At 42.5% G+C, this 17,987-nt stretch carries 15 protein-coding genes; 12 read left to right on the top strand and 3 right to left on the bottom strand.

Going from position 1 to position 17,987, the window contains the following annotated elements:
• Positions 1-144 precede the first annotated feature (144 nt).
• The 4 genes from porK to porN all read left to right on the top strand — a co-directional run bounded on the left by porK (position 145) and on the right by porN (position 4,577).
• Positions 145-1,239: a type IX secretion system lipoprotein PorK/GldK gene (porK, locus tag OU792_RS10875; RefSeq protein WP_026947626.1), complete on the top strand. Its 1,095-nt coding sequence runs from the start codon at positions 145-147 to the stop codon at positions 1,237-1,239.
• Between the two features lie 50 nt (positions 1,240-1,289).
• Positions 1,290-2,087 (top strand): type IX secretion system motor protein PorL/GldL, encoded by a 798-nt coding sequence (gene porL / locus OU792_RS10870; protein WP_026947627.1) that lies wholly within the window; start codon positions 1,290-1,292, stop codon positions 2,085-2,087.
• Positions 2,088-2,120: 33 nt separating this feature from the next.
• Positions 2,121-3,731 carry a type IX secretion system motor protein PorM/GldM gene (gene porM, locus OU792_RS10865; protein ID WP_026947628.1) on the top strand — a complete coding sequence of 537 codons (1,611 nt, stop codon included), beginning with the start codon at positions 2,121-2,123 and terminating at the stop codon, positions 3,729-3,731.
• A gap of 69 nt (positions 3,732-3,800) precedes the next feature.
• The gene (gene porN / locus OU792_RS10860) at positions 3,801-4,577 is read left to right on the top strand and encodes a type IX secretion system ring protein PorN/GldN (RefSeq protein ID WP_274670211.1); all 777 of its coding nucleotides are present in this window, start codon (positions 3,801-3,803) and stop codon (positions 4,575-4,577) included.
• 14 nt (positions 4,578-4,591) lie between these two features.
• Here the strand turns inward: porN and uvrC are convergent, their stop codons facing one another.
• The 3 genes from uvrC to porW all read right to left on the bottom strand — a co-directional run bounded on the left by uvrC (position 4,592) and on the right by porW (position 11,567).
• The gene (uvrC, locus tag OU792_RS10855; RefSeq protein ID WP_274670180.1) at positions 4,592-6,400 is read right to left on the bottom strand and encodes an excinuclease ABC subunit UvrC; all 1,809 of its coding nucleotides are present in this window, start codon (positions 6,398-6,400) and stop codon (positions 4,592-4,594) included.
• A 238-nt stretch (positions 6,401-6,638) separates the two neighbouring features.
• On the bottom strand, positions 6,639-8,942 hold the full coding sequence (locus OU792_RS10850; RefSeq protein WP_134199471.1) for a penicillin-binding protein 1A: 2,304 nt from the start codon (positions 8,940-8,942) through the stop codon (positions 6,639-6,641).
• Between the two features lie 3 nt (positions 8,943-8,945).
• Positions 8,946-11,567, bottom strand: a complete 2,622-nt coding sequence (gene porW / locus OU792_RS10845) for a type IX secretion system periplasmic lipoprotein PorW/SprE (protein ID WP_134199896.1) — start codon at positions 11,565-11,567, stop codon at positions 8,946-8,948.
• Positions 11,568-11,697: 130 nt separating this feature from the next.
• Here porW and OU792_RS10840 point away from each other — a divergent pair, with 130 nt between their 5' ends.
• From OU792_RS10840 to OU792_RS10805, 8 genes are all read left to right on the top strand, one after another.
• On the top strand, positions 11,698-11,943 hold the full coding sequence (locus tag OU792_RS10840; RefSeq protein ID WP_274670179.1) for an AtpZ/AtpI family protein: 246 nt from the start codon (positions 11,698-11,700) through the stop codon (positions 11,941-11,943).
• Positions 11,944-12,387: 444 nt separating this feature from the next.
• Positions 12,388-13,416 (top strand): F0F1 ATP synthase subunit A, encoded by a 1,029-nt coding sequence (gene atpB / locus OU792_RS10835; protein WP_274670178.1) that lies wholly within the window; start codon positions 12,388-12,390, stop codon positions 13,414-13,416.
• Between the two features lie 37 nt (positions 13,417-13,453).
• The gene (gene atpE / locus OU792_RS10830) at positions 13,454-13,711 is read left to right on the top strand and encodes an ATP synthase F0 subunit C (RefSeq protein ID WP_026947636.1); all 258 of its coding nucleotides are present in this window, start codon (positions 13,454-13,456) and stop codon (positions 13,709-13,711) included.
• Positions 13,712-13,785: 74 nt separating this feature from the next.
• Complete coding sequence (locus OU792_RS10825; RefSeq protein WP_274670177.1) at positions 13,786-14,280, top strand: F0F1 ATP synthase subunit B; 495 nt, start codon at positions 13,786-13,788, stop codon at positions 14,278-14,280.
• A gap of 10 nt (positions 14,281-14,290) precedes the next feature.
• Positions 14,291-14,851: an ATP synthase F1 subunit delta gene (atpH, locus tag OU792_RS10820; RefSeq protein ID WP_026947638.1), complete on the top strand. Its 561-nt coding sequence runs from the start codon at positions 14,291-14,293 to the stop codon at positions 14,849-14,851.
• 27 nt (positions 14,852-14,878) lie between these two features.
• Positions 14,879-16,456 carry a F0F1 ATP synthase subunit alpha gene (gene atpA, locus OU792_RS10815; protein WP_274670176.1) on the top strand — a complete coding sequence of 526 codons (1,578 nt, stop codon included), beginning with the start codon at positions 14,879-14,881 and terminating at the stop codon, positions 16,454-16,456.
• A gap of 59 nt (positions 16,457-16,515) precedes the next feature.
• A complete protein-coding gene (gene atpG / locus OU792_RS10810) occupies positions 16,516-17,391 on the top strand; it encodes an ATP synthase F1 subunit gamma (RefSeq protein WP_274670175.1) in 876 nt (291 codons plus the stop codon).
• A gap of 118 nt (positions 17,392-17,509) precedes the next feature.
• The coding region (locus OU792_RS10805) for a DUF4007 family protein (RefSeq protein WP_274670174.1) at positions 17,510-17,987 on the top strand (478 nt) is incomplete at its 3' end.

The following is a 17,987-nucleotide window of genomic DNA, read 5'->3' as shown; positions in this document are numbered from 1 at the left end:
TCGAATTAAAAGATAATTTGGCCAAAAAATAATGCTCTGAAAATTGGCAGGTTATTTGCATAAATGTGGAAAATTCAGCTAAATTTCGCCGATTGAGTAGTTTTTAAAATAGAAAATCATTTGATGATATAAAAAATGTCATTTATGTATAAAAAAATTAATCTACGATTAGCAAGTGTAACATTAGGACTTGCTATAGCCACCATCCTACCGGGTTGTGGGCTCTTTAACAAAAAAGGTACAGCGAGTGAAAAACTCAACCGGCGAGGTGAAGTGACGGGGGTCCCTAAAAGAGCCAATTGGCAACAAAACCTTCCCTACGATATGGTTCCTGTAAAGGCAGGTACTTTTTGGATGGGGCAATCTGATGAGGATATTGCTTTTTCGCAGTCTTCAATGAACAAACAGATTACGATTTCTGAATTTTTTATGGATAAATACGAAGTGTCCAATAATAAGTATCGGCAGTTTTTAGAATCAGTAAAAAATGGAGAGCTCACTTTTGGTACTCCAACAACTTTAAAAGAAGAACCACAATTTAATTATGAAGAGTTGAAACCTGATACGACCGTATGGTCTACCAGTTTTACTTTTCACTATGGTGATCCTTTAATGGAGTTTTACTTTGATCATCCTGCTTTTGATAACTATCCTGTGGTGGGTGTGACTTGGGATCAAGCTAAAAAGTACTGCGAGTGGAGAACCTATTACATGAATGCTAACGATGAGTATGACTTTGACATGCCTAGCTTCCGCTTGCCTACTGAGGCAGAATGGGAGTATGCAGCCAAAGGAGGAAAAGATGTTGCAAAATATCCATGGGGTGGTCCTTATCTTAAAAACAAGCGCGGATGTCTGATGGCTAATTTCAAGCCTGGAAGAGGTAACTATATCGATGATGGATTTGCCTATACAGCTCCTGTTGATGTTTTTGCTCCGAATGGTTTTGGATTGCACAACATGTCAGGAAATGTAGCAGAGTGGGTGCTTGATGCTTACTCTCCGACTTCCCGCACAGTGACATGGGATTTAGACCCTGTATATGATATTGAAACAGAGCCAAGAAAAGTGACTCGTGGCGGTAGCTGGAAAGATATCAATCACTATCTGGAGACTTCAACTCGTACCTACGAATATCAGGATGTGGCTCAGGCGCACATCGGATTCCGCACGGCGATGACATTCATCGGAAGATCTGGATCAATGGACGTAAAAACCAACCAAAGAAGAAGAAGATAATTCCTATTCAAAACCTTAAAAAACCATAACCTTAATTCTAACAAACAACAATGGCTAGCAACAGCAACTTCTTTTATTCTAACATCATGCCTAAGATCTATGGTATTGGTGCAGCAGTCGTAATTCTAGGTGCGATGTTTAAAATTCTTGATTGGCAATTTGCCAATCTAATGATTGGAGTAGGTCTTTCTACAGAAGCATTGATTTTCTTTTTATCTGCTTTTGAACCGAGACCTCAAGAAGTAGATTGGTCTAAAGTCTATCCGGAATTAGCAGAAGAGGGTGCCAGTCCTTCAAAAATGGGAGCAAAATCAAAGGCAGTTGCTGGAGATGGTGTTTCTCAAAAACTTGATGAAATGCTGGCTAATGCGAAAGTTGGCCCAGAATTGATCGATAGCCTAGGTAAGGGCATGAAAAACTTAGCTACTTCAGCTGAGAAAATGGGTAATCTTGCCGATGCAGCAGTGGCTACGAACGAATATGCTACTAACGTAAAAGCAGCTGCCAAGACATTGGTAGATATGAATTCTTCTTATGGCAAAACTGCTGCTGCTTTGACTGAGATGTCAGCAGCTTCTCAAGATGCTAAAGCGTATCATACGCAAGTCGTAACCGTCACAAAAAATCTTTCTGCATTGAATGCAGTATATGAGATGGAACTACAGGATGCCAACAATCACGTGAAGACACTTAATAAGTTCTACTCCAACATGACTACAGCCATGGAAGGTATCACAGCTGCTGGCAAAGAAACTGAAGCTTTCAAAACTGAGCTTTCTAAATTAAACGCTAACGTCAGCTCTCTAAATAAAATCTACGGTGGCATGCTATCAGCCATGAAAGGTTAATCATTTCTACCATCTAAACTGATAAACCAAAAAATGGCAGGAGTTAAAGAGACACCTAGACAACGGATGATCGGGATGATGTACCTGGTTTTGACAGCGCTTTTGGCGCTTCAGGTCAGCAATCAGATCCTCCAGAAATTTGTCCTCATCAATGATGGACTAGAGCGTACTTCCAAAAATTACATTCTCGACAATCAAACCTCAGTTGAATCCATTCAATATACAGTGGAGCAGCAAGGTAATAATGAGAAGGATTTGCCGAAGGTAGCGGCTGCTCAGGAAGTAAGGGCAGCTTCAAAAGAAGCTTATGATTACCTAGCAGCTTTGAAAAAGGAACTAATCGAAGTTTCCAATGCTAAAACGGAAGAAGGTACTTATGTGAATTCAGCTTTGAAAAATACTGAAATCGCAGGTAACCTATTTATCAATAACGGACGAGGAGAGGAATTAAAAAATAGATTGAATGCCTATCCTGAAAGAATCGAAGAGATTTTGTCAGGTGTTGGTCTTGATATCAATTTTGACAAGATCGCCTTAGATGCTTCAGAAATTCCTCTTTTTGAAAACGATAGAGAAGCAAAAGGGAAGTCTTTTGAGGCGTTGAACTTTGTGAAGTCACCAGTGGGTGCTGTTATGACATTGCTTTCTCAGTATCAAAATGAGGTTTTGAATATTGAAAGTGAGGCATTAACCAGCATTGCCAACACCATTGGTTCATTCTATTTCAAAGCAGATATCACAGAGGCAAAAATCTCTGCAGTTTCTAATATCGTGGCGGCAGGTACTAAATTCGAAGGCACCATGTTTATAGCCTCCTCTTCTTCTTCAGCAGCGCCTTCCATGTCTTTGGATGGGAGATCAGTTGAAGTAGATGAAAAAGGGTTTGGACGCATTGAATTTACTGCTACTCCAGCTTCTGAATATGATGACAGAGGTCTCGCAAGACGAGTCCTCAAAGGCGAAATCGTAACAAATATCGGAGGAGAAGATCAAGTGCTTCCTGTGGAGTATGAGTACTTTGTAGCTCAGCCGGTGGTGAAGGTTTCTTCTGAAGTGGTTCAGCAGCTTTATGCAGACTGTGCTAATGAACTTTTGATCGAGGTTCCAGCATTGGGAAATACTTATGCACCAGAATTTACAGTTAGCAATGGTCAATCGATCAAAGGTAGCTCTCCAGGACAGGTAACAATTATCCCAGGAGCTTCCGGATCAGTTACAATCGGTGTAAGCTCAGGAGGAAATAAAATCGATGACGTTTCGTTTGATATTAAACCAGTACCTGCACCGACTATTGTTCCTACACTTTCTAACGGTTCGCCTCTTGACCAAACTCAATCACAGGCTATCGGTTCATTGACTGGATTGAAAGTAATTGCAGAACCTGAGCCTACCTTCGGAAGAACAATGGCAAAAGATGCAAATTTCGAGGTTACGGGCGGTGAAGTTAGATTGTTGAGAAATGACGTACCAAGACAAACGATTCAAATATCAAATGGAAGTAGTTTGGCAATGCGTCAGCTTCTAGAAAGTGCAAGAGCTGGTGATGATATTGTTATCGTCGTCAATCAAGTAACGCGTACAAACTTCCGAGGAAATAAAATACCTTCCTCTTTGAATCAAGTGATTCGTATAGGTGTGAAATAATTTTCTCGCCTGACTATAGAACAGATGATTATGAAAAAGTTTCTTCAATATTCCTTTATTGCCGTTTTGATGGCAGCCACCTTATGGTCTTTTGAGGGGCATGCTCAAGTGGCTACAAGTGTCAATCCATCAGGCTATGGCGACCGTCAGTTTAAGATGGATACCATTTTCTCTGCGAAGCGAATTCGGGAGGATGATAAAATGTACCAAATTGGAGTTTGGAGAAGAATAGACCTCCGTGAGAAGTACAATCTTTCCTTGTATGGCTCAGGAGATACCAAATCTAATGGTATCATCAATCAGATCTACAAGGCGGTGGTAGATGAAAATGCGCTTGAAGTCTTTGGTGACGAGGATTTTAAACAGCCCTTATCTATTGCTGAGTTTCAGGAAAATTTCTGGTTGAATGCTATTGGGGATAGCATCTTCGTCAAGCAATTGTATTACTTGGATTTCAAAGAAGATTTTGTTTTTGATAAGCATCACTCGGATATGGTTTTTGATGTAAAGTATATCCATTTGGTGATGCCGTCAGCTACCAATGCCGATGCAGGTCAAAAGACCATTGGATTCATTCGCTATAAGGACTTCTACAACTATTTTAAGGATCATCCCGAGGCACGTTGGATCAACTTCCAAAACCTTTCAAAAAGCCTAACTTACGATCAAGCTTTCGATACTCGTCTGTTCCGATCAGTAGTAAGAAGGTTTACAAATCCTGACGAGGCTTTGGTTGCAGATATGGTAAACCCTGAACATCCGAATCCGGATATGCAGGCTTATCTCGATGCATTAGCCTTTGAATACAGATTATTAGAATTTGAAAATTCCCTTTGGGAATGGTAAAATAAAAAGGGAGCTTAATCGCTCCCTTTATTTTTTTCTCTCCATTCTACCAGTTCTCTTGCCCTGCTGACACCAATCACCTTGGCAATTTCTTCTTCCTTTGCATCCTTTAGCTTTTTTACACTTTTGAAGTGCTTCAGTAATTTATCCGCTGTGGATTGCCCAATACCTGGTATGGCAGTGAGTTGGGTTCCAAAAGCATTTTTACTTCTGACTTTTCTGTGAAATGTGATTGCAAAGCGGTGAGCTTCATCGCGGATTCGTTGAAGCAATCGAAGGCTTTCTGACTTTTTATCAATGTGAATAGGGAAAGAGTCTCCCGGAAAGTAAATTTCCTCCAAGCGTTTGGCGATTCCGATGATGGGCATTTTCCCATAAATACCCAATTCCTGCAGTGCTTCTACTGCTGATGAAAGCTGACCTTTTCCTCCATCAATTACGATTAATTTTGGGAGCGGTTTGTCTCCTTCCATCAGTCGCTTATACCTTCTCCCTACTACCTCCTTCATACTCGCAAAGTCATTGGGACCTTCTACTGTTTTGATGTGATAGTGTCTATATTCCTTTACCGCAGGCTTTCCATTGAGAAAGCAAACCATACTAGCCACCGGGCTGCTGCCTTGGATATTGGAGTTGTCAAAGCATTCGATATGGTCAGGAATATCCGGCAAGCTCAGGTCCTCCTGAAGTTGGCGAATGACTCGGTCCTTTTTGTCTTTGTTGAGCCCTTGTAGAAGCGCCTTTTCTTGCTTGTAGAACTTTGCATTTTTCAGGGAGAGATCGATTAATTTTTTCTTATCCCCAATCTTAGGCATGACAAGGTTTAATCCCTCAATGGGGTTCTCTATCTCAAAAGGAACCAACACCTCCTCCGCATCACTTTTGAATTGGTCCTGTAGTCGAATCAGGGCGGTCAAGAGCAATTCTTCATCGGATTCATCCAACTTCTTTTTGAGTTCTACATTTTTGGATACGATTAAGGACCCGTTTTTCACGCGCATGTAATTGACATAAGCATACTTTTCATCAACTACAAGCGTACAAACGTCGTGATTGTGAATGCTTGGATTGGCTACCAAAGATTTGGCTTGATACTTTTCAAGCAGATCCAACTTTTCCTTTGCCCGCTGTGCTTTTTCAAACTCCAGATTCTGTGCAAACTCCTGCATTTCCAATTTGAAATGGGCTTTGGGCAGCCCAAGATTTCCTTTAAGAATATGTCTTGCTTGCTCTAGGTCTTTGAGATAGTCCTTTTCGCTTTGCCTTCCGACACAGGGGCCCTGACAATTTCCGATGTGGTATTCTAGGCAAACTTTATATTTTCCCTCCTGGATTTTATATGGGGATAGGTCAAGCTTACAAGTCCGAATGGTGAAAAGTGAGCGAATAAGGTCCAAGACATTATTCATGGCCTTGACGCTTGCGAATGGACCGAAATAGGTGCCGCGTTTGGGAATCATTCGTCTTGTCTGAAAAATCCTTGGGAATGGCTCATCAGTGATCAATAAGTACGGATAGGTCTTATCATCCCGCAATAAGATATTGTACTTGGGTTGGGACTTCTTGATCAGATTATTCTCAAGTAGCAAAGCGTCAAACTCTGAATTCACGAGCGTGATCTCAATTTTGTCAATCTCTTTAACCATCCGGCGTGTTTTGAGATTGACCCCGGTATTCTTATTAAAATAGCTGCTAACTCGTTTTTTGAGGCTTTTGGCTTTGCCTACATAAATCAAATCCCCTATCTCATTGAAATATTTGTACACTCCCGGATGGTCAGGAAGCATCAGATGATCTTTGGGTTTGAATGATGAGGATTCCATGGGACTAAATTGAACTCGAAATATGTATTAGACTTCCTATTACGAGCTCAAACCGCTTCAAAATCAATCGCGTTGCTGCATTTAGCTCAATCACCGTAGCGATGCTATGCCTCATTCGCCAAATGCTTGATTTTCTTGCATTTTGAACTCTCACTACTGATTCTAATACATAGTCCGAGTTAAAAAAACAGCTTTGAAAGAAAGCTGTTTTTAAGTTTTGGGTTTTTCTTAATCGATTTTAGAAATCATTTTTCTTGGCATCGTAGTCAAAATCTACGAAACGCTGACTTTCTTGCTCATAGGCATCACAGTCAATTTCAATGCTGAGTGGTCGCTCGGGCCTTGGGAAAGGACCTTTGGTGTATCCTAAAGATTCGTCGGCGTAGACTTTTTCCATGTATTTGACCCAAATGGGCCGGGCTGTTCTACCACCTTGACCTGATATCCAGCTTCTAAAGTGAATCGCACGATCATCACCGCCTACCCAAACGCCTGATACCAAATCCTTACTCATTCCGATATACCAACCATCTGAGGCATTTTGAGTCGTACCTGTCTTTCCTCCTAGTTCATTTCCCTCACGTAGGCTGTAAGGTACACCTTGACTAGTTCCGCCAGCTTCATCGAATCCTCCCCGAAGCATGTATGTCATTAAGTAGGCGTGTTCCTCACTCATAGCCGGGCGCTTTTTAGGGGTAAACTGCTGGATGACATTTCCATTTTTATCCTCAATTCGATCAATGTAGAATGGGGTAGTGTATTCTCCTTTATTAGCGAAGGTGCCGAAAGCTCCAACCATTTCGAAAACGGATACGTCATTGACTCCCAAGGCAAGTGCAGGAACCTCTTCCAAATCACTCGTAACTCCCAGTCGCTTGGCTGTTTCTACCACGATCTTAGGACTTAATTTTTTCATCATGTAGGCCGTCACAGAATTGACCGATTGGGCCATTGCCTGGCGAATCGTCATTTTTTCATAGGTGAATTCACCATTCGCATTCGCTGGACTCCATGCCGGCTGACCAGGGATATAAACTTCCACAGGTTGATCTACTACGGAGTAGCAGGGAGAGTATCCATTTTCGATAGCAGCTGCATAAACAAAAGGCTTGAAGGTCGATCCTGGCTGTCTTTTCCCTTGCTTCACATGGTCAAATTTGAAGTATTTATGATCAATACCACCGACCCAAGCTTTGATATGGCCGGTATGTGGGTCCATACTCATAAAGCCTGTTTGAAGGAATTTCTTGTAGTATCGGAGGGAATCCATCGTACTCATCAAAGTGTCAACTTCTCCTTCCCAAGAGAATACCTTCATTGGTTTTTTCTCGTTGAGCTTAATGTTGATAGAGTCTTCATCGTTTTTGTAGCGAATCTTGAGTAGTCGATAGGCTTCAGTCCGCTTTACCGCATTCTCGATGAAGTTAGGGATGACCCTGTTTTCGCTATCTACCCAAGGTTCTCGACCACGCATTTCATCATAAAACTTTTGCTGGAGGGCTTCCATATGCTCAGCTACTGCCTCCTCAGCATAGCGCTGCATGCGACTGTCGATAGTGGTGTATATTTTGAGCCCATCCCCAAAGAGATCATAGGAGCTTCCATCTGATTTCAGATTTTCTTTGGTCCATCGGATCAAATCAGCCTTTAAAACTTCCCGGAAGTACGTCGCCAAACCTTTGTTGTGGTTAGCCACATTGTAGTCAAGTTCAATGGGAAGTGCAGCAAGTGAATCATACTCTGACTCGCTCAATACATCATTTTTCACCATTTGACCGAGGACAGTGTTTCTTCTTCTTAATGAGTTTTCAGGGTTGAAAACAGGGGAGTAGTAGGTAGGTGCTTTGAAAAGCCCTACAAGTACAGCCGATTCCTGAATATTCAACTCTGAAGGTTTTTTATTGAAGAATGTTTCTGCAGCTGTCTTGATACCATAAGCATTGGATCCAAACTCAGAGGTGTTAAGGTAAAGCGTCAAAATTTCCTTTTTGGTGTAGGCTCGCTCCAATTGAGTAGCAACTATCCATTCTTTGGTCTTGATGATGAGCATGCGAAGACCTGGTACCGAACTCAATAGCCCTTGATTGGCATCTGTACGGGTATTGAAAAGGTTCTTAGCAGTTTGTTGGCTCAATGTTGATCCACCCCCGGCGTCTTGTCTCAGAATGATTGATTTGACAAAAACCCGAATCATAGCTTTCAGATCAATTCCTGAATGCTCCTCAAATCGCTCGTCCTCTGTGGCAATTAGTGCCTTGACTAAATTGGGAGAAAGCTCATCATAAGTCACGGGGCTCCGATTTTGTCGGTAGTAAGTTCCCAATAGTACTCCATCAGAGGAGAATAACTGAGAGGCTACTTCTGTGTCAGGATTTTCGAGAGCTTTGAAATCCGGTAGTGGGCCAAATAGCCCCAAAAAATTGACGCTGACCATCCAAATAAACACGATGAAACCTACCACACCCGCGGCGAAGGCAAGCCAAAGGAATTTGATCGTCTTATTAACCCAATTGGGCGTTGATGCTTGTTTTGATTTACTCATGTTTTACTGATAGGTGGCCTTGAAAAAAGCCCGGTATTCTTCGATGTTTTTGGACCGGTTGAGGGTCTGGAAATTTTCTATGGAAATAAAGAAACTGTTCTCCTTGATTTGCTCGGTCAAATTGTCGGATTCAAATTTTTCCATAAAGATATCATAGTACTCTTTTGCTTTGTCGGCATTGTTGAACGGACTAATGATAAAGATGGCATTCTCCCGATTCATATTCATATTTCCCGTTCGCAACCTGGAATTTGAGAAGGTTTTTGCATGGAAGTTTTCTAGGTCACCGATTAGGCTTTGAGACTCCTCTGCAAGCTCCGGACTCATGATCAAGACCATGATATGCGTTTGGGAATCATTGACTTTGAATGGGGAATCTGTCAAGTCAGGCTTTACCGCTGTCGAATCCTCCATTGCCAAGGCTTGTGCCACAGAATCCAATGCCGTCGAGTCAACCGGATTAAGCGCTGCCAATTCCTCAGCTGTCAGTAAGGGATTTAGCATATTCCTTGCCAAATTCACCAAGCTCTCATCCTGAGAATTTTCAATGTACGATTCCAAGCGGGCTCTAAATCGATCCTTGCTTTCGATTTTTCCCGTCACCATGATATCCAAAAGCAGCAATCGCTCTGTATTTCGTGTAAGCGGGTATTCCTCTAAAGTCTGCTGAATGATAGTTCGTGCCTGTCTCCAATTTCCTGCATAATATAAATTATAAGCCTGCTCATAATTTTCAGAAGATGCGAGATAGGCCAAATTCCCTGAAGCTGCATCTGGATTATTGACAGAGAAAGTGTATTGCGACTCGGGATACTCCCGGTTAAGGCGACTGACATATTGCTGGAAGTTCCCGTTGAGGTCTTTTTGGGCAAGGTAGAGTAGGTAATAGGCTTCAGGCTTTCGACTGCTCGAAGGGTATTCGCGGACGACGGTTTCAAGATTGTCCACGCTTGACTCTATTTCTTCCAGATCAAAGTACTGAAGCTTGCCAAGTTCGAAATAAGACTCCTCCAGTTCATCGTTGAGTTGGGCGATATCTTCTTCAGTTTTTGGAATCTGTGCCAAGAGACTTTCTAGGTCGGGCAATTGAGCTAATGGGTTATTTTCTTCAGAGATAGCGGTGGAATCTACTTTTTTCTCTATTTCCGTTTCAGGAGTGCTTTGAAAAGTAGCTGCGCTTCGACGCCAATTATCCTGTAGGGGACGAGTGCCCCATACTCTTCGGAATTCTATAGCACCCTGCTGCATCGCCACTGCATTGTCAAAGTAGAATGAGGATCCTGTTCCTCGATCTGCAAAGGCGAGGAGGTTGTCAAAAATCCCACTGTTTTTAGGTTCTTCTTTTGCCCTTGCTTCTGCAAGTAGCCGTTCTTCTTCTCTCTGAATGTATTGCTCGGCGATGAGGCGCTGCTCTTCTTCACTCATTCCACTAAGACGGACCAAACTATCATTACTCTGAATTCGCTCCACATGAAATACGAATTGATCCAGTACCTCCTTTTGGCTGGCAATAGAAGCAGCAGCAGGGTCAGTAGGTTTAATAAAAGTCAGAGCTGAATCTAGGTAATATTTAGTAGCACGGTAATCGACATATTCTTCAAGGTGGATTTCCGCTAATTTTTGATAGATGTATCCTTTCAGTCGAGGATTGCTGCCGGGCTCTTTGGCAGCCTGATGAAGTAAATCTACTGTCAGTGGAAGATCTCCCTGTTTCTCCTCAAAAAGTGCTCGCTCATACACGACCACATCTTTGAGTTCCTTGTTTTTCGGATCATCGTAAAGTGACTCGTAGTAGTTTCTGACTTTGCGAAGGTCTTTCGATGCATTTAATTCAGCTACTTGTTGGGCAAAAAGTTGGGAATAAAATGCCCGCTCGTAGGGTGGATTGCCTTCCAATGCTTTTCTGTAAAAGTCATAGGCCAAATTATCCAAGCCTTCCTGCTGATAGCGCTGGGCTAAGATGAAGTAGATTCTGGAAGCTTCCTTGTTGTTTTTGGCGTACTCGATAGCCCGGTCTAGGGAGCCAATGACACCATTTTGATCATTACGCTTTTCGTAATAGTAAGCCAGGGTGCGGTAAAGATCGTAGCGGTTTTCATCGGAGATCTTTTCTTCCTTGGAAAGGTAGTCTATGGTAAAATTCGCATTTTCTATCTCTCCTAAATCAACATATAGGCGAAGGAGTGAAATCAATACTTGGTGACGAAGGTCGGCGTCCTTGCTTTCTACATTGACATACTTGAGTGCGTTTTTAGCATCGTCAAAGTTGGCTTGCATGTAGTCGATTTTTCCCAAAAGAAAATAACTATCATCCACCCACTTGGAAATACGATGCCATTCGATGGCCTTGGAAGCCAACTCACGTGCAGATTCGAGTTTTTCTTTGGAGGATTGAATTACTCCCGAATCCAAAGGGATAAAAACCGGTAATATCTGGGTGTAGTCTTCCTTGTAATTCCGTTGATTTTCATCCAACACCTCCTGAATTTTCACATCTGCGAGGTAGTAAGCATTGTAGTGGGAGGTGAGATTATGAAATGCCCGATTGGTAAAGGTGTCCCGTTCGGATGAGCAGGCCGCCAAAAGAAAAAGGGATATGGAAAACAGGCGTTTTGAAAAGCGCATGAGGGCAATTGCAATTGAGCTAGCAAAATAGTCTTTATTGTACAAAGGAAGAACGATTTGGCTTTTCTATTTATTTCAAAAGACAGGCCACTGCTTCCAATGGCCAAAAATATTTACCTATTTTAAGAAAATGAATTCAGATCAAAAGGACTCTAAAAGCTACAAAGGTAAGTCCCCGGGGAATTATCCCACTTTTGTCAAATATATCGGTTTGTCTTTTCAGCTGTTTGCTATCATTGGAGGAGGAACTTGGCTGGGCTGGTGGATTCAGCAGCGATCTGACATGAAATTCCCGGTTTGGATTCTGTTTTTCAGCTTTCTTTCGGTTTTTATTGCCTTTTATCAATTGTGGCTTTCAATCAAACGGGATGGTTAATTTGGAGATTTGGGGTACCTTTACCCAAAATTTAATACTCCGTGAAGCTCCTTCAAAACTTACATTTCCGCTTCTTTCTACTATCAGCAATTATTGCCCTTTTGATTTTGGGACTGCAAGTGCTTTTCCCCGTAATTATTCACGAACGGATCTGGCACATTTATTTTTTCTTGCTAATCCTGTCATTTTTGATCGCTTTATTGAATTCAGCCTTATTAAAAGCATTTGCTGAAAATTTCTTTCATATTTCCGTTTTGGCTATGATTCTGAGGTTAGTTGCCTCATTAGTTTTTGTTGGAGTGGAAGTTTGGCCCGGGATGGAGAATATTATTTTGTTTATAGCTGATTTCTTTGTGATTTTTTTGTTCTACTTAATATTTGATATCTACGCCTTTCTATCTAACTTGCGCCCGATTTCGAAGTAGCCCTCAAAAAATAGAGTTGATGACGCGCAAAATCCTGGTTCTAAGTATTTTATTTTCAGCTTTTTTGCTGTTTAATACAAATTCATCTTTCGCCGCAGGTTCTGAAGAAGACAAAACTAGCTTCATCATGCACCACGTGAAAGATTCCCATGAGTGGCACTTTGCGACTTTTGGACACACTCATGTGACACTTCCGCTACCTGTTATTGTCTATTCTTCTGACAGAGGTTTAGAATTTTTCTCTTCTACAGATTTCCAAAATCATGATACACATGCTTTCGGAAAAGAATACGCACATGAAGGTTACTACATCGATGAACATGATCATCTAGGTCGTGTAGATGGCGCAAGTTTTATCGAGCTTTCCATTACCAAAAATGTCGTGATGATGTTTATCGTCATGTTTGTTTTGGCCTACGTGGCACTATCGGCTGCCAACCACTACAAGAAAAACGGGGCAGTTGCACCAAAAGGCGCTGCAGCACTAATTGAGCCGATTGTGATCTTCGTGCGGGATGAAATCGCTGAGAAGTCCATCGGGCCTAAATACAAGAAGTTTGTACCGTATTTGATCACGCTATTCTTGTTCATTTGGTTTGGTAACCTCCTCGGACTACTTCCGGGTGCTGCCAACTTGACTGGAAATATTGCAGTGACGATGACCTTGGCGGTTTTGACTTTCATCATTACCAATGTCAACGGAAATAAAGATTACTGGAAGCACGTGTTTGCTACACCTGGAGTTCCGATTCCAATGCTTTTGATCATTGTGCCAGTAGAAATCATCGGTTTGTTTACCAAGCCGTTTGCCTTGATGGTCCGACTCTTCGTCGCAATCACAGCCGGTCACATTGTGATCTTGGGTTTCATTGCCCTTGCTTTCATCTTTGAATCGTATGCTATTGGGGTGGTTTCCACCTTGATGGTGACCTTTATTAATATTATAGAATTATTGGTGGCTACTATTCAGGCCTATGTATTTACGCTTTTCACAGCGATGTACATCGGTGGGGCAGTAGCCGAACATGCTCATGATGAGCATCATTAATTAGAATTTCTTTGTTCAATTTATAAATATAACTACTATGTTAATGTCTATCTTGTTGACTGCTGGTTACGCTCTAATGGGAGCTGGTATCGGTGCAGGTATTGTTGCGATTGGCGCAGGACTTGGTATCGGTCGTATCGGTGGTCAGGCAATGGAATCTATTGCTCGTCAGCCTGAAGCTGCTGGTAAGATCCAAGGTGCTATGTTGATCATCGCAGCCTTGATCGAGGTGGTTTCCCTGTTCGCAGCGGTAATCTGTCTGTTGATCGCCTTGAATATCGCAGGCATCAGCTAAAAATTGATTGGGGAATGGCGTTAGGCCTTTCCCCATTCTTAATATCTATTGGACAAACAGAAAAATCACACATCATGGATTTGATTACTCCCGGTTCCGGTCTTATTTTCTGGCAGCTAATTGGCTTCCTGGGATTGCTTTTCATCTTGATCAAATTTGCCTGGAAACCTATGCTGGCAGCTTTGGAAGAGCGTGAAAGCACCATTGAAAACGCCCTTAAGCAGGCTGAGATCGCCCGAAATGAAATGGCCAATCTAAAGGCTGAAAACGAGAAGCTTCTAGCTGAAGCCCGTTTGGAAAGAGACAATATCTTGAAGAAGGCTCAAGAGGCATCTAATAAAATGATCGAAGAGGCTAAGAACGAAGCACAAAAGCAAGGTGCACAGCTGATCGAGAATGCAAAGGCTGTCATTGAGACAGAAAAGAAAGCTGCCCTTACTGAAGTGAAGAATCAAGTAGCTTCTTTGACCCTAGAAGTAACAGAGAAATTATTGAAGAAAAACTTGGCCGACGATGCTTCGCAGAAAGCATTGGTAGACGAGTATGTCAAAGACCTCAAGCTAAACTAATCCAATCTCCATGTCAAATCATCGAGTAGCCTCCCGTTATGCCAAGTCAATCTTGGAGTTGGCCCTTGAAAAAGGAGTATTGGAGGAAGTACACGCAGACTTTCAAAAGCTAAGTGCAATTGCCAAGGGCAATAGTGATTTAGGCTTTGCCTTGAAAAATCCGGTTTTGACTTCCGACAAAAAGCTTAAAGTCTTGAAAGCTTTGTTTGCGGAAGGTGCTCAACCTATGACTTTGACTTTTTTCGAGATCGTTTCTCGGAAAAACCGAGAAGCAGTTCTTTTGGATGTAGCCAAGGAGTTTGAAGCTCAGTACAATCTTCATAAGTCTATTCAGGTAGCCTATTTGACCACGACGTTCCCAATTGACGATGCGATGCGTTCGGAATTTGAGAGAATTGTGAAGGAAATTTCCGGCTTAAAGACCGTACAATTGGTTGAAAAAGTCGATCCTAATCTGATCGGAGGATTTATCCTGAAGGTCAATGACCGTCAGTTGGATGAGTCTCTAAGCAGTAAATTGAGAATTCTTAAAATGGAATTCCAAGAAAACCATTACGAAAGTAAAATCTAATCAAAAAAGCATTAATCAATCGATATCATGGCAGAAGTAAGACCAGATGAAGTTTCGGCAATCCTAAGAGAGCAACTTGCGGGAGCCCGAACAGAAGCCGAACTCGAAGAAGTGGGTACAGTCCTCCAAGTAGGGGATGGGGTAGCCCGTATCTATGGACTTTCTAAGGCGCAGGCCGGTGAATTGCTTGAATTCGACAATGGTCTGAAAGCAATGGTACTTAACTTGGAAGAGGACAATGTCGGTGCCGTACTTTTCGGTGACTCTAAGGTCATCAAAGAAGGCGATACAGTAAAGCGTACCAAAAAGATTGCCTCCATCCAAGTGGGTGAAGGAATGCTTGGCCGTGTAGTAGATACACTTGGTCAGCCTATCGATGGAAAAGGTCCTATCGCCGGTGACTTGTACGAAATGCCATTGGAGCGTAAAGCACCGGGTGTAATCTACCGTCAGCCGGTAACTGAGCCACTTCAGACTGGTATCAAATCTATCGATGCGATGATTCCAATCGGTAGAGGACAGCGGGAATTGGTGATCGGTGACCGTCAGACAGGTAAGACTGCGGTAGTAATCGATACTATCCTTAACCAAAAGGAATTTTACGATAAAGGAGAGCCTGTATTCTGTATCTACGTAGCAGTAGGTCAGAAAGCATCTACTGTAGCAGGAGTAGTTGCTGCCTTGGAAAAAGGTGGAGCTCTTCCATACACGGTTGTTGTATCTGCAGCAGCCTCTGATCCTGCTCCAATGCAGTTCTTTGCACCATTTACCGGTGCTGCAATCGGTGAATTCTTCCGTGATACCGGACGTCCTGCTTTGGTGGTTTATGATGACCTTTCCAAGCAAGCCGTAGCTTACCGTGAAGTTTCTCTTCTATTGAGAAGACCTCCGGGACGTGAAGCTTATCCTGGTGATGTATTCTACTTGCACTCCAGATTGCTAGAAAGAGCTGCGAAAATCAACAAGTCTGACGCGATTGCGCAGCAGATGAACGACCTTCCTGAGTCTATCAAGCCTTTGGTGAAAGGTGGAGGTTCTTTGACCGCCCTTCCTATCATCGAAACGCAAGCAGGTGACGTTTCCGCATATATCCCGACGAACGTGATTTCCATTACGGACGGACAGATCTTCTTGGAGACTAACCTCTTCAACTCCGGTATCCGTCCTGCGATCAACGTGGGTATCTCTGTATCCCGAGTAGGTGGTAACGCACAGATCAAATCCATGAAAAAAGTAGCTGGTACTTTGAAGTTGGATCAGGCACAGTTCCGTGAATTGGAAGCTTTCGCCAAATTCGGTTCTGACTTGGATGCCACTACCAAGCGTACTATCGAAAGAGGTCGTCGTAACCAGGAAATCTTGAAGCAGCCTCAGTACTCTCCGGTATCTGTAGCGCATCAGGTAGCCATTATTTATGCTTCTACCCGAGGCTTGATGGATACAGTTCCTGTAGAAAAAGCTAGAGCTTTTGAAAAGGACTTCTACACCTTGCTTGATGCTTCTTATCCTGAAGCTTTGGAATTGATCCTAGCAGGTAAGATTGACGATGCAGGGGAAGTATTGAAGAAAGCTGCCGCAGAATTGGCACCTAAATTCGCAAAATAAATCAGAATCCATCCGGAGGTGAAAGCCTCCGGAATTTATACTAGAAGAAACACGCACGAATGGCTAACCTGAAGGAAGTAAAGCAGCGGATTACCTCGGTAGTGTCCACACAGCAGATCACCAAAGCCATGAAAATGGTGTCGGCTGCCAAGCTGAGAAGGGCACAAGACCGGATCGTTCAGATGCGTCCTTATTCGCAGAAGCTGACCGCTATCCTCAACAATGTCTCAGCCTCCTCTGAAGGTGCTGCAGATATCGTTTATGCACAAAAGCGGGAAGTGAAGAAGGTCCTGATTATTCCGATTACCTCGGATAAGGGACTTTGTGGTGCCTTCAATTCGAATATTATCAAGGCTACCAATGCCGCTATTCGGCAGCAGTTTGAAGGGAAAGAGATCTCTATTCTTCCTTTGGGCAAGAAAGCTTTTGAAGCATTCAAAAAGACTGATTATACCCTTGTAGATCAATTTTACGGTGTATTCATGGACTTGTCCTTCGACGTAGTGCGAGAGGCAGCAGAATTCGCCATGAATGGTTTCGCTGCGGGTGATTACGATCAGGTGACCTTGGTGTACAACGAATTCAAAAACGTAGCTACCCAAATCGTCCAAACTGAGCAGTTTTTGCCCATGGCAAAAGAGGAAAGCGAAGAGGAAGCAACGACTGCTGAGACGGATTATATCTTGGAGCCTTCCCGAGCCTACATCATCGAAGAACTGGTGCCTACCTCCTTGAAGATTCAGGTTTATAAGGCAGTATTGGAAAGCAATGCTTCCGAGCATGGTGCCCGAATGACTGCCATGGATAAGGCGACTGAAAATGCAGGAGAGCTACTGAAGGAACTTCGCTTGATGTACAACCGTACGCGTCAGGCGGCAATTACAAACGAGATCTTGGAGATTGTGGCCGGTGCCAACGCCCTCGAAGGCAGCTAATCCCAATCCCAAAAATAGATTCAAACCACAACTTGAAAAGGTTGTGGTTTTTTTGTGGTAACTGAACTTGTAATGAGAGAATATTTGACTTATTTTATAGAAAATCGGAAGTAAAGCGATGGAGATTTTAGAGGATAAAACAAGGTTGACTTTTTCGGGACATGATTCGTTTCCATGTAGGAATTTCTGGTTGAAAAAGGGCTATGATTACATCCGGTCAGGTAAAAATTTCTCTGATGAAGACTCTGTAATTGAGCTTGGAGTTGGGAAAAATATGGTAAGCGCCATAAAGTTCTGGATGAAATCATTTGGGATTTTAGATTTGAATGGAGAACTCACACCTTTGGCTGACTTTATTTTTCGGGATTCAGATGGAGTTGACCAATATTTGGAAGATGATGTTACGCTATGGCTTCTTCATTTTCACCTAGTTAAAGAGGGGCATGCATCAATTTACTCTTTGATTTTCAACCGTCTTCGAAAGGAGCGGATTGAGTTTTCGAAAGACATATTTATTCAACATGTACTTCGGAATTATGGAATATATAATGAAAATAGTTTAGGTGCTGATTTTAATGTTTTTACAAGAATGTACC

The organism is Algoriphagus sp. NF, assembly GCF_028823735.1.
GTDB classification, from domain to species: domain Bacteria; phylum Bacteroidota; class Bacteroidia; order Cytophagales; family Cyclobacteriaceae; genus Algoriphagus; species Algoriphagus marincola.
Note: the sequence above shows the minus strand (reverse complement) of the source record. Positions and strands in the feature narration are given on the sequence as shown.